Here is a 12,071-nt window from a genome sequence, read left to right as displayed (position 1 = left end):
AGGAGACGAAGGCCAATTGACGACCTGTAATCGGAGTGGCAAAGTGGGAATCACCTTTGAGGCGACGGTCCAATTCAACAAAGAAAATCCATTAGTCAGAGATTCAACCCTGAACGAATGGTGGAATCAGATTGTCAATAACGCTCGACGGTATTGTCTCGACTACACCACATGAACTGCATCTCCAATGGAAGGCTTTAATTCGAGAATTTGAGTAGTCAGATTCATCTGGGCTAGGTGTATGCCACTTCGTCTCCACAAAAGCTTTTTTCCCACACTTTGGGCAACGAGCAGGAATGATTCTCGACACAACCACGTAAGGAATGAACATCAACGCAAGCCCTGCTAATAGTCTTAATGCAGTCTTAAAGTCCACAACGTCTTCCTGAACACTGATGTGAGGAAGCAGAAGAATGACCCCCAGTCCAAAAAACAGTAGACGGAGAAATCGGAGCAACAGTAAATGCTGTCGTGGATTCATTTCGATTACCCTTCAGTCACCGTATTCGGGAAACGGTTAGGCGACCCGAAAGCGAATCGTGTACAAGTCATGATTAGTATTCCTTTCTCTTGATTCTGTTATTCGAATGAGGCAACGGATTAAGAGAACATCTGGTTGATCAACAGGCTACCAAGCAGTCCTGACAGCAATGGGAGCCAGCCGACAACACGCCAAGTTCCACCCAGTTTGTACCCAGAGAGGACAGCCAGCAGGCAGATTCCGAGCCAAAACGGGGAGAAGCACAGAATCAGCCAACCTCCAGCGGCTCCATTCACCGGCGTCGGCACAGAAGCCTTGGCGGTCATATAGACGAGGTAGCAGAGCACTCCTGAAGCGATAAACGCAAGCATAAACGCAAGGCGTTGTACCACACCGTCAACAGAACTCGTCATAAACTGAGTCAGTTTTCGTGCCATGCTTTTTCCTTATTGTTCTCATTAGTTTTCAAGTCTGAACGATCAACATCGCTCCAGAAATTCATCAACGATTGTCGCCTCAGCCAAGCTAGGCTCTAAATTGATTCTCCTATCTCATAGACCCTTCCAGAAGAATAAGATGGGGCAGAGAAGTGCAAAAGCACTGGCAATCAAACCAACATACGCAAACTTTGACCTCCCTCTACTGAAGAGGAGGCCCAGAATCCCCAGTATCACACCGATTACTAAAGATCCAATGCATCCAAATAGTGAGTAAGCCATAAAAACAGCTATGCCCTCCTTCGGCGAGAGAAGAAAAAGCATGGTGCAGACATTGGCCATGCTTCCAAAGACTATCGACCCTATAGAGAGAAATTTGATTGTCCGTGATCGAGTGGGTGCCATCAGTTGACCACACAGTTCAGATTAAATGTTTACCTTGGAAACTCCCTGATTGAACAACTCCTCATCACTGAAGCAGATAGTCATTCTCAAATGAAGTGGAGTCCAGTTATTATTTCATACTGATATTGGCGAATTCCGAGACCAAATATCACGCCTAATTCCATTTTATCTGCATTCACTCCAACTTCAGCTTCACCTTCTCAATTGACTTCACTGAGTAAACTGGCACCGCCGTCTCCGTAACACCGGAGATATCTCGTAACACGACGTAATCTTCTCCAACCTCAAGAACGGTATGACTCGTCGGTGCATCGCCATCATAAGTACAGATCGTGTACGCCGCCCCTTCATTCTTAAGGTCCACTGACTGACCAGCAGTGAGCATCGAGAAGATGCCTTTCGGTTTCGGAGCTTCTTGGGCACCATAAACGACAGCCACTCCTACCAATACAAAAATTGGAATCAGCTTCTTCATTCCTCTACCTCCTTCAATTCAGTCCAATCAATCGATAATAATGCTGTGGCGTTTGGCAGTCCCGCTTTCTTGTAGTCAACATAGAGACGGGATGCATTAATGAGCCATACTTGCAGATCGATTAGATCAAGAACATCATCAGCCCGCACCTCGACCTCAATCGGGGCTACGAATCGAAACTTCTTACTACTTTCTGACGATTTTGACAGGAGCTCGAATGCAGCTTTACCGGCGACCTGTTGATCAGAAAAGAGTAGGGCGGCCTTCAGCTCAGGGCTCCAATCGGTACCGGTCCAATATAGACGAGGTAGCTTGCAAATTACGAAGCGTGGATGCTCTGGAGTTCCCGTGGGGATGAGCGATAAAGTAGGGAATTGAGACATTGAATTCTCCGATACGAGTAAGTGATCGGAGTGTTTAGAAGGTGTCGGTGAGAGGGGCCTAAACTACACGTTTGACCACAACAGAGATACCAACAAGAAAACAAGAGTGTTCCCAATTCTCTCAAGGCAAATAAAAAAGGACTCACGCCGAATCGACGTAAGTCCTTTGATATCATAGTGCCCAAGAGAGGACTCGAACCTCCACGGGGTTAACCCCCACTAGAACCTGAATCTAGCGCGTCTGCCAATTCCGCCACTTGGGCTGCGGATGAGGCGATTATCCGGACCGATAAAGGCCGGATCGCCTCAGAGGGGCCTAGAATAGTCATTTCCGACGACGTCGGCAAGTTTTTAGGACTCGAATTTCCGTAAAGTTATCCGGATTATCGACTTAATTCGGGAAGAAAATCCCAACCAGGCCGAGTCTAACGCCGGAACTTGTTCGACGCCACTCGTGAAACTCTCTGGCTCCACTTCCTTTTAGTCCCGCTCCTGCACTAACAGGTTCACCCCTTTTTTGTTGCCCAGGATAATATCGTACAGGCCGTCACCGTTGAAATCACGGACCTGGAACTGCGTTCCGACACCCGTATCCCGGCCCGCGACGATTTCGTGAGGGATGAATTCCGGAGCCTGACCTTTTTTCCGTTTGATTTCGTACCAGAACATCACAACTTCGTCTTTGCCGCCCGGATCATTCCCGTTATGAGCATAGAACCGCTTACCCGTCACAAGGTCTTTCTGGCCATCACCATTGATGTCATAAAACTCCAGTGCATGAGTTTGAGAAAACGATTCATCAATTAAGTGGTACTCGAACTGGTCGTTATTCTCTGAACCTAAATTCTCAAACCACCAGACTCCGTAAGCATGAGCACAACTCATCACGATGTCCTGGTCGCCATCCAGATCGAAGTCCTGAACGTGCAGGTTGGCGGCAGGCAGAGGGTTCTCTTCTCCCGGTTTGCCCAATGTGTAAGGATGAAAGACCCATTCGCCGCCATCTTCGGCAGGGTGTTGATACCAACCGTGGGGAATCAGGATGTCGATCAAACCGTCCTGATTCAGATCGCCTGCACCATTACCATGGTAATAACGATGGGAACCATTAGTTCCTGGATCACCCGGACGACTGACGGCCGTGAAGACCCACTTATCTGTGGCTTTGTCTTTGGCGGGGATCTCAATGTATCCGAACTGGGACTCAGGCTGCGAACCGACAATCAGTTCTGGGATGCCATCGCCCGTGACATCTTCAAAGATGGGCGACTCGTTACAGCCACTGTGCCAGATTTCGTACTTCTTCCAATGCCCCTCTTTGTTCTGGGGATTCTCGTACCAAAAGAAAGGTTTACCGGGATGGCCAACGATAATGTAATCTTCCCAACCATCCTGGTTCACATCATAACTGAAGTTAGCGAAGCTCTCCGAATAGCCCACGCCCGCGACGTATTCGCCCGGTTTGGCGATCTCATGAATCGTCCAGCCGGGGGCTTCATACCAGACATCCCCCGAAAGCACATCGAGTAAACCATCCCGGTTCACATCGGCGGTCGTGACTCCTTCCGAACGAAAGGCTGAATCCAGTTCCGTACGTTTCCAGCTGATTTCCTCAGCGAGCAATTGAGAACTCAATCCCAGAACCAGCAAGCTGGTCAATAACATTTTCATAGTCATTTTCCTTCGTTCGGATTATCGAGAGCGCGGGCAGGGCCAGCAAGCTGGCGGCGCAGGTAAGTTTAGTTCAGGTAAGAAAAGGAAGTCATCAAGTTTAACACGCTCGTCCGAGCGGATGCCAGTATGCACTATTGATTTTCAGCAGAGACAGGTAATCAAAAGGACGACCAACCAATCCCCTGGTGATCTCCCTTAATCGCCTCCGGATGCAGTATTTCAGCAAGAATCTCGATGGAATTCACCAAACGAGGACCGGGGCGATTAAAGAACTGACTGCCATCAGTCACATAAACGGCATCGTTTTTCACCGCGCGTAATTGGCTCCAATGTTCATTCTGAAGTAGTGTCTCCGCCTCTTTTCGCGACCGTTCCAAATCAAATCCGCAAGGCAACAGCACGATAACATCCGGATCCACAGCCAACAGTTCCTCCCAGTTCATCCAGGGAGAATGTTCTCCCGGTTGACCGAGAACATTCACTCCTCCGGCCAACTCCACCATTTCGGGAACCCAGTTTCCGGCGGCCATTAACGGATCGAACCATTCAATACAAGCAACTCGCGGTTTGGACGTGTTTGCCCCCTGCTGTCTAGCGATGCGATCAATGCGTTCTTCGGCGGACTGTATCCAACGCTCGGCGGTATCATCGCAAGCCAGCGACGACGCGATCGATCTCACCTGCTTCCATAAATCAGCCAATCGATAAACTTCCATCGAGACCAACTCGATTCCCTTCTGAATAAGTGGACTCAGTTCGCAGGCGACTTCTACGTAACTGATCGCACACACTTCGCATTGAGCCTGTGTGATCACCACGTCCGGTTGCAGGCTTTTGATCAACTCGTAATCGACTTCGTATAACGATTCACCTTCCCGGAGAAGGTCGGTCACGTTTTCATGAATGTCTGTTCCTGACTGTGAGGCGTCGATTCGCGAGAGGGTGCAAACGGGTAACATTTGAACCGCTGCCGGGTAGTCGCATTCGTGGGACCTGCCAACTAAATTCGCTCCACACCCTAATGCATACACGATCTCAGTGGCGGCAGGCAACAGAGAGACAATCCGTTTCATGTTACGACATACCTTTCTGTTGGTTCCTGGTTCAAAACGCTTCCTTGGCTTCCATCGACTGTCTTCCTCGAGCAAGTTGATTGTGAACTCTATCCGATTCTGCTAGTTTCCCCAAACCCTTCACACATCATTAACCCTTGCCCGCGGGTTTCACTTCAATGTCTATTCTTCCCAGTTATTTCAAACCCGCTCCCCCTCAGCCGCAAAAATCAAAAGAAGAAGTCGCCCGACTATATCCTCAATTACGGTTGCAGATCCTCTCGGCAACCTTCATTGGTTACGGCACCTTTTACCTGGTTCGCAACAATCTATCCGCAGTCGCCAAGGAAATGCAGGGGGCACTTGCATACGATAAATCGATGATCGGCGATATTCTCGCGATCAGCGCGATCAGCTACGGCTTGGGCAAGCTTCTGATGGGTTCACTCTCGGACAGAAGCGACGCCCGTAAGTTTATGGCATTTGGCTTACTACTCACAGCCTGCTGCAATTTTCTGTTCGGTGCTGTAGAGAATTTCCCGATGCATTTGACACTCTGGGCGATCAACGGATTCGTGCAGGGCATGGGTTGGGCTCCCAGCGGACGATCAATAGGGCACTGGTTCAGCATTCGCGAACGAGGCTCTATTTTCGCCATTTGGAATATCTCTCATAATATCGGCGGGGGTGTGGCAGGTATTATCGCTGCTCAATCCGCCCTCCACTGGGGTTGGAGTTCCGCGTTCTATGTTCCCGGGGCCATTGCGTTAGTCGGATCGCTCTTTTTATTCCTGACGCTGAAAGATACTCCCCAATCGGTCGGTTTACCCCCGATCGAAGAGTACAACGACGATTACATCAACCCGGCCATTCGTGAAAATCTCCACGAAACAGAGCTAACCACCCGCGAACTTTTTATCAACAATGTGCTGAACAACCCCAAACTCTGGTTGTTCGCGTTCGCCAATTTCTTTGTTTATATCGTTCGATACAGCATGCTGGACTGGGGACCAACTTACCTGCGAGAAGTTAAAGGAGCCTCTCTTGAAGATGGCGGAATCGCAATTCTCGTTCTGGAATTCGGAGGAATTCCATCGACACTGCTCATCGGTTGGTTCTCCGACCGTGTGGGCGGCCGAAGAGGAATGGTCAGCCTTCTCTGCATGATTCCCATTCTGCTCGCCTTTCTGGGAATCCTTTATAATCCCGCCGGTAAATTAAGCATCGATATGTTCTGCCTGGCCGTGATTGGGTTCTTCGTCTATCCGCCCGTCATGCTGCTGGGGGTTGCCGCACTTGATATGACATCGAAAAAAGCAGTCGGAGTCGCGGCCGGGTTCGTCGGTCTCTTTGGGTACATTGGACGAACCGTACAAGCCAAAGGCTTCGGGGCGATCTCTCACTATTACACTGAACTCGGAGCAGTCGAGCAGGGCTGGGAAGTCATCCTGTATAGTATTGTGGGATGCACACTTCTCTCCATTTTCCTGCTCGCATTCACCTGGAACATCCGCCCAAGGGCTTAAGCATTATTGAGCCGGGAAGTTTCGTAGCGACCTGTTTCAGATGCGTCGATCCAATAAAAAAACCCTCTTAAACGACTGGCGTTTAAGAGGGTTTTGAAGTGGGCAGAGGGGGAATCGAACCCCCGACACCAGGATTTTCAGTCCTGTGCTCTACCAACTGAGCTATCTGCCCGAAGCAATTGGAACCGTCAGACGGTCTCAAGTTGTTGGTTTCAAACAACTTGCAATTGCCGCTGCCGCAACAGCGAAGTAGCAATATAAGCGATCAGTTCACCTGCTGCAAGCGACAGAACCTGATCAATTCGAAACGATTAAAATTCCATCTGAGCCAATTGCCGGTTTTGACGATTACATCTAACCTGCTATCCCACCAAGAGATAGAGCTACTCTTCGCGCCACCAAACGGCTTTCGCTGATCTATAAGTGGGAATCCGTTCGAGATAGCCAGTCGATCAAATCCGAAAAAATCGTCTCCCGGTTTGGCTCAAATTCCAGAGTATGTGCGGCGTCTTCGTAGACCCGCAATTCATTGAGCGGGTTCGGCAAAGTCCGGAACCACATTTCGGTTTCGCGATTATCGATAATGCGATCCTTACCAGCCAGCATTAACAGGCTCGGCATCGTCAACTGACGGGCCAAGGCTGCCTGTCTGCTCTCATGGTCGAACGGCCGATTCGCAAAGAGGAAGGAGGTCGTCACCTCTTCCAGCATCAAGGGATCCTGCCGAATAAAGACGCGAGATTCGGGATCATCCGTAAACAGACACGGATCGCTCAACGGAACCGGTACTTTTTTATGCTCGACTTCGGCCCACTCGGCCAGCTTCAGCTGCAACAATTGAAACCAACTGGGCCGTACATGGGCTCTCAAACCTGGATACAGCAAGATTAGCCTGTTAAATAGATGTGAATAACGACTCGCCGTGACAGCAGCCAGTTTCCCACCCCAGCTCAGACCAAGTAGTGTCAGCGGTAAGTTCGGATGCCGGTACTGAATTTCCAATGTGAACTGAACAACATCAAAAACGAGTCGATCCTGATGGGGTGCGTGACCGCGCGATCTGAAGTTACACCCGGAACCCCGCCGATCCAGGAAATAGACCTCGTACCCCGCTTCTGCCAATCTCTGACTGGAGTACCCATACCAGCCAGAGTGACTTTGTATCCCATGAATCGCGAGCAACAGCCCGCGTGTTTCTCCCACCGCTGGCCAATGCCGGTAGAAATGTCGATACCCGTCCGAAGTGGTAAATCGTTCGGCCTGGCAGTGATTGCTCTGGCCGTGTTCAGCGTACTCGTCAGGAGACTTCATAAGAGGGAGCAATTTCCATTAGTAGAAGGATCTGAAGACAGTAGAAACCGAACAAATCCGGCACATTCTAACGCTCTGGTGGAAATCGATTTCAACGGGCAAGAGCCCTAGGATTGTTAGCGAAATTAGTCTAAAAACAGTCCTGATGCAATAAACATCCTCAGCACCTGAACCACGATCAGACTTGATCTCCTGTCGACCAGGCGACAGGCACATTGAAAGCAGGAAGATGAATCTGACTGAAAACGACCTCGTCTTTGTCACTGGCGCCACTGGTTTAGTTGGCAGCCATGTAGTGGAAGAATGTCGAAAACGTAATATCCCCGTCCGCGCCCTGGCGCGTAGTAGTTCATCAGCAGACTTTCTGAAGGAATGGAATGTCGACATTGTCACGGGAGATCTCACCCACGCAGAGTCGCTCCAGAAGGGCGTTGAAGGCGCCACTGTCGTCGTGCACTGCGCCGCGAAAGTCGGGGACTGGGGACCAGTCGAAGATTATCGTTCCGTGAATGTCGATGGCCTCGAAACATTGCTGCAAGCCGCCGAGCAGAATGGCACGTTGAAGAAGTTTGTCCACATCAGCTCACTCGGTGTCTACCAGGCTCGCGATCATCACGGTACGGACGAATCCGAACCACCCAACAAAGAAGGAATCGACGGTTACACACTGACCAAGGTCGAGTCCGAACTGAAAGTCCTCGACCACGTCAAAGAGAAGCAACTTCCCGCAGTCGTTGTGCGACCCGGTTTTGTTTACGGTCCTCGCGACCGAACCGTTCTGCCACGAATTTTCGAAAAGCTGAAATCGAAACAATTCGCCTTTCTCGGTTCGGGCGAAAAGCTGATGAACAACGTCTACGTCGGGAATCTGATTCAAGTAATCTTTAAAGCGATTGAAAACGACGACGTCATCGGCGAACGATTTAATGTGACGGATGGACGACTTGTCTCCAAAAAAGAATTCATCGACCGCATCGCCGAGTTAGGCAGTTATCCCGAACCCAAGAAACATGTGCCTCTGGGGGTCGCCAAAGTGCTGGCGACCGTCCTGGAAAAAGTCTACCGCGCGCTCGGTAAAACAGAAGCTCCAATTCTCTCCAGCGCCCGCATCAAGTTTCTCGGTTTGAATCTCGATTACAGTATCGAGAAAGCAAAAAAGGAACTCGACTACGATCCTCAGATCGACTTCCAGGAAGGCATGCAGCGTACGATGAACTGGTTCAAAGAGCAGGGATTAACGTAACAAGCACTCGCTAATCTCGGGGCCTTCCAATCTGAAAGTACAAGTCGTCTTTTTCCATGCGTATCCAAAACCTCACTGCCTACCTAGTCCGCATCCCGCTGAAAAAAGAGATTCGGCATGCATCCTATGCGCGACGGTATAACGACACTGTTCTCATTCGTTGCGAATTGGAGGACGGTACGGTTGGCTGGGGTGAAGGGTTGCCTCGCCATTATGTCACAGGCGAAACAATCGAGACCACCTGGGAACAGTGGCAGGTCAGTTCGTTAAAAGACCAACTCAGTATAGACTGGTCTGACTGGTCGGAACTGTTCGATCTATTGAAAAAGTTCGAACTTACCCGTCCCGTCACAATAGAACCACCCGCAACCAGCGATCGGGACTGCTTTGGCAATTCTCTCCGCTGCGCGATCGAAATTGCCATTCTCGATGCCGCCACTCGGTACTGGAACGTACCTCTCTCCGAAGTCACTGCCAAATTTGAACCGGCCTCCTCCATCCATGAGAATCGCAAGGAAATTCGATACGGCGTCGCCATCACTTCGATGTCTCGCAGGAAACAGGTTTTAAATTCCATCCTGTACCGGCTATTCGGTTTCCAACATGTGAAAGTCAAAGTGGGCGCGAAGGGAATCAACGATGTAGAACTACTCAGTCGCGTTCGCCGTTGGATGGGGCAGGGCGTTGACCTGCGAATTGACGCCAACGAAGCCTGGAACCGCGACCAGTTGCTGCACAAAGCTCAGGAACTCGCCCCATTCCAGATCAGTTCAATTGAACAGCCGCTCCCTCACACCGAAATCGACCAACTGGCCGGGCTGAATAGAGATTGTCAACTTCCCATCATGCTGGATGAGTCCCTATGCAGTCCCTCCGATGCACGACGGGCGGCGGACGAACAGTTTTGTCAGCTGTTTAATATCCGGCTCTCCAAGGGTGGAGGATTTCTGAATTGTCTCGAAATCGCCGCTATCGCTCACGAAGCTGGCATTGGCTATCAACTTGGTTGCATGGTAGGAGAGACCGGAATCCTCTCCGCTGCCGGACGGCATTTCGCCTGCTCCGTTGCAGGTATAAAACATCTGGAAGGAAGCTATGACCGCTTTCTTGTTCGGGAAAACTTAATCAAACGAGACATCACATTCGGATGGGGGGGTAAGGCTCCTGAACTGACAGGCCCTGGCCTCGGAGTCGAGATCGATACCGACGCCATCAACCGCCTGAAACTTCAGGAACAGAATTGGACTTGAGAGGCCACTTATTTTTCTGTCCAATTCAGTATCTGTTCAATTGATTATCGATCCGATTCAGAGAGAACTTACAACGCTTTTCACAGGAACCGCAGTTTCATGCAACTCTCAATATGCGACGTCACCCTTTGGGGATTGAAACGCACAAATCCGGATGGAGTTTCTTCGGACGCACTTATTAGAATCGTGAGCGCGATTGATTCTTTGAACGTCGACTCGATTTTGATTCCCGACGAACTGTTAATTGAACCCGAAACTGCTGCTTCACTCTGTTCGGCCGTCACCTCTGCGGAGATCATCTTCGCTGTGACGGATCCGGGTTCACTAATAGAACGAATCGCCAACACGCAACGATCAGAGTACTCGATTCGCTTCATGAATCTTGACGATAGCTCCGCCACGGCAGATTTTAACAGCCTCAGAACATCCAGTTGCTTACGAGTCGAATGTGAAGTCGATATCAACTCGGCTCTCGCTTCAGAGACGCTTATCTCGTCTGAGAAACAGGGGATTGATAGACTCATTTTGACAGATCGTTCAGGAAGCCTGTTACCGCATCAAACGGAACAAATCCTGAAACAGATCGTGCCACGGCAGTCAGATAAACGACAACTGGGCTGTCGATTTCGGCATGATATGGGAGTCTCGATGGCCAATAGTTTAATCGCCGCCACTCAGGGAATTCAAAGTCTCGACTGTTCGATTCTCGGGGTCGGCCCTTACGCCGGTTACACGCCCCTCGAAGAAGTCGCGACGACATTGCGGATTCACTCTGAACAATATAGTTGCACAACAAAAATCAAAACGGAAAATTTGCTTCCCGTCAACCAATTGGTTTCAGAGCAATTAGGACTTTCCATCTGCCCTAACAAACCTGTCTCTGGGGAGAATATCTTCGCGACAGAAGCAGGCATTCATCAGGACGGATTATTGAAGAACCCGGACACATACCTTCCGTATCGCCCCGAACTGGTGGGGGCTTCCGGAATCCAGTTGGTCATCGGTCGACACAGTGGCAAACGTGCGGTTGCCCACCGCCTGGAAGAGTTGGGACACTCTCCACAAGACGAGCAAGTTCTTCACATTCTGGATCTCATCAAGAAACTTCCCAAAGGGGAGAAGGTCACGGACGACAAACTTTCCCAACTGTTCACCCAGTCCTAGGCTGCTTCTCGAACAGCCATCAATCGAAAAAGCCACGCTCCGAAAAGAACGTGGCTTTTAAAATTCTCAGTTTAACTGAGTTCTAGCTTACTCCAGGACAGCTCGCCATGGGAAGCTATCGAGCCGAGTGATCGGTGCCTGCTGATTCTGCTGGTTCTGATTCGTATTGTACTGCAGCATATAGGCGTTAACCTGACCCGTGGTCAATTCGGCGACGTAGATAACCCCATTACCATTCTGGGCACGTCCCGTGTTCGGCAAGCTGGCGACGCCCGTAGTCAACGTGAAGGATGGCTGTCCCGCTGCAGGGTCGATGTTGAAATCGCCAGCAATATTGTAAGAGTAGAAGTTGGTGAATCGACCACTACGAGGATTCAACCAGGCTCCTCGAAGTTGCCCCGACAGTAGATCGAGAACAAATACTGCTTCGGATGAACCATCCACAGGACAGGTCGCCATGATGAACTTCTCCGCCCGGTCGACGGTGCTCGCTTTGGTTGGCTGCGAAGGCAGGCAATAGGAAACAGTGATCCCTGCGAGCACTCCGAGAACCAGCCCCATACATAATGTTTTTTTCTGCTTCATCTTATCTTTCCTATTTAATTTACACCGGAGCCTTCCCGTATGAAGACAAACAGGAAAGCGAAAACGGGCCCAGATCACTATATCA

At 50.1% G+C, this 12,071-nt stretch carries 11 protein-coding genes and 2 tRNA genes; 4 read left to right on the top strand and 9 right to left on the bottom strand.

Features of this window, described 5'->3' with window-relative positions:
* Positions 1-600: 600 nt before the first annotated feature.
* The 6 genes from Pla110_RS10135 to Pla110_RS10110 form a co-directional block, all read right to left on the bottom strand.
* The gene (locus Pla110_RS10135) at positions 601-918 is read right to left on the bottom strand and encodes a hypothetical protein (RefSeq protein WP_144995661.1); all 318 of its coding nucleotides are present in this window, start codon (positions 916-918) and stop codon (positions 601-603) included.
* Between the two features lie 580 nt (positions 919-1,498).
* The gene (locus Pla110_RS10130; RefSeq protein WP_144995660.1) at positions 1,499-1,798 is read right to left on the bottom strand and encodes a hypothetical protein; all 300 of its coding nucleotides are present in this window, start codon (positions 1,796-1,798) and stop codon (positions 1,499-1,501) included.
* Complete coding sequence (locus Pla110_RS10125) at positions 1,795-2,181, bottom strand: hypothetical protein (RefSeq protein ID WP_144995659.1); 387 nt, start codon at positions 2,179-2,181, stop codon at positions 1,795-1,797. The genes Pla110_RS10130 and Pla110_RS10125 overlap by 4 nt, the downstream gene beginning before the upstream one ends.
* A 178-nt stretch (positions 2,182-2,359) precedes the next feature.
* Positions 2,360-2,444: transfer RNA gene (locus Pla110_RS10120), tRNA-Leu, on the bottom strand.
* 217 nt (positions 2,445-2,661) lie between these two features.
* Positions 2,662-3,852 (bottom strand): FG-GAP repeat domain-containing protein, encoded by a 1,191-nt coding sequence (locus Pla110_RS10115; protein WP_231742965.1) that lies wholly within the window; start codon positions 3,850-3,852, stop codon positions 2,662-2,664.
* A 161-nt stretch (positions 3,853-4,013) separates the two neighbouring features.
* Positions 4,014-4,928: a cobalamin-binding protein gene (locus Pla110_RS10110; protein ID WP_144995657.1), complete on the bottom strand. Its 915-nt coding sequence runs from the start codon at positions 4,926-4,928 to the stop codon at positions 4,014-4,016.
* A 158-nt stretch (positions 4,929-5,086) separates the two neighbouring features.
* Here Pla110_RS10110 and Pla110_RS10105 point away from each other — a divergent pair, with 158 nt between their 5' ends.
* Entirely contained in the window at positions 5,087-6,433 is a 1,347-nt protein-coding gene (locus Pla110_RS10105; RefSeq protein ID WP_144995656.1) for an MFS transporter, read from the top strand.
* A gap of 99 nt (positions 6,434-6,532) precedes the next feature.
* Here the strand turns inward: Pla110_RS10105 and Pla110_RS10100 are convergent.
* A tRNA-Phe gene (locus Pla110_RS10100) sits at positions 6,533-6,605 on the bottom strand.
* A 245-nt stretch (positions 6,606-6,850) separates the two neighbouring features.
* Positions 6,851-7,744 (bottom strand): alpha/beta fold hydrolase, encoded by an 894-nt coding sequence (locus Pla110_RS10095; RefSeq protein WP_144995655.1) that lies wholly within the window; start codon positions 7,742-7,744, stop codon positions 6,851-6,853.
* Positions 7,745-7,973: 229 nt separating this feature from the next.
* Between Pla110_RS10095 and Pla110_RS10090 the strand changes: the two genes are divergently transcribed.
* From Pla110_RS10090 to Pla110_RS10080, 3 genes are all read left to right on the top strand, one after another.
* Positions 7,974-8,987: an NAD-dependent epimerase/dehydratase family protein gene (locus tag Pla110_RS10090; protein ID WP_144995654.1), complete on the top strand. Its 1,014-nt coding sequence runs from the start codon at positions 7,974-7,976 to the stop codon at positions 8,985-8,987.
* Between the two features lie 56 nt (positions 8,988-9,043).
* Positions 9,044-10,237 carry a dipeptide epimerase gene (locus Pla110_RS10085; protein WP_144995653.1) on the top strand — a complete coding sequence of 398 codons (1,194 nt, stop codon included), beginning with the start codon at positions 9,044-9,046 and terminating at the stop codon, positions 10,235-10,237.
* Positions 10,238-10,336: 99 nt separating this feature from the next.
* Positions 10,337-11,401 (top strand): homocitrate synthase/isopropylmalate synthase family protein, encoded by a 1,065-nt coding sequence (locus Pla110_RS10080; protein WP_144995652.1) that lies wholly within the window; start codon positions 10,337-10,339, stop codon positions 11,399-11,401.
* 87 nt (positions 11,402-11,488) lie between these two features.
* Here the strand turns inward: Pla110_RS10080 and Pla110_RS10075 are convergent, their stop codons facing one another.
* Positions 11,489-11,986, bottom strand: a complete 498-nt coding sequence (locus Pla110_RS10075; RefSeq protein WP_144995651.1) for a hypothetical protein — start codon at positions 11,984-11,986, stop codon at positions 11,489-11,491.
* Between the last annotated feature and the right edge of the window lie 85 nt (positions 11,987-12,071).

The organism is Polystyrenella longa, from assembly GCF_007750395.1.
GTDB lineage: Bacteria > Planctomycetota > Planctomycetia > Planctomycetales > Planctomycetaceae > Polystyrenella > Polystyrenella longa.
This window is presented reverse-complemented; position numbering and strand designations above follow the sequence as displayed.

What these genes read in the sequence shown, in the direction of transcription:
- Pla110_RS10080 (WP_144995652.1), top strand. Translation starts at nt 10,337, where the DNA reads ATGCAACTCTCAATATGCGACGTCACCCTTTGGGGATTGAAACGCACA.
- Pla110_RS10085 (WP_144995653.1), top strand. Translation starts at nt 9,044, where the DNA reads ATGCGTATCCAAAACCTCACTGCCTACCTAGTCCGCATCCCGCTGAAA.
- Pla110_RS10135 (WP_144995661.1), bottom strand. Translation starts at nt 918, where the DNA reads ATGGCACGAAAACTGACTCAGTTTATGACGAGTTCTGTTGACGGTGTG.
- Pla110_RS10110 (WP_144995657.1), bottom strand. Translation starts at nt 4,928, where the DNA reads ATGAAACGGATTGTCTCTCTGTTGCCTGCCGCCACTGAGATCGTGTAT.
- Pla110_RS10130 (WP_144995660.1), bottom strand. Translation starts at nt 1,798, where the DNA reads ATGAAGAAGCTGATTCCAATTTTTGTATTGGTAGGAGTGGCTGTCGTT.
- Pla110_RS10125 (WP_144995659.1), bottom strand. Translation starts at nt 2,181, where the DNA reads ATGTCTCAATTCCCTACTTTATCGCTCATCCCCACGGGAACTCCAGAG.
- Pla110_RS10095 (WP_144995655.1), bottom strand. Translation starts at nt 7,744, where the DNA reads ATGAAGTCTCCTGACGAGTACGCTGAACACGGCCAGAGCAATCACTGC.
- Pla110_RS10075 (WP_144995651.1), bottom strand. Translation starts at nt 11,986, where the DNA reads ATGAAGCAGAAAAAAACATTATGTATGGGGCTGGTTCTCGGAGTGCTC.
- Pla110_RS10090 (WP_144995654.1), top strand. Translation starts at nt 7,974, where the DNA reads ATGAATCTGACTGAAAACGACCTCGTCTTTGTCACTGGCGCCACTGGT.
- Pla110_RS10105 (WP_144995656.1), top strand. Translation starts at nt 5,087, where the DNA reads ATGTCTATTCTTCCCAGTTATTTCAAACCCGCTCCCCCTCAGCCGCAA.
- Pla110_RS10115 (WP_231742965.1), bottom strand. Translation starts at nt 3,852, where the DNA reads ATGAAAATGTTATTGACCAGCTTGCTGGTTCTGGGATTGAGTTCTCAA.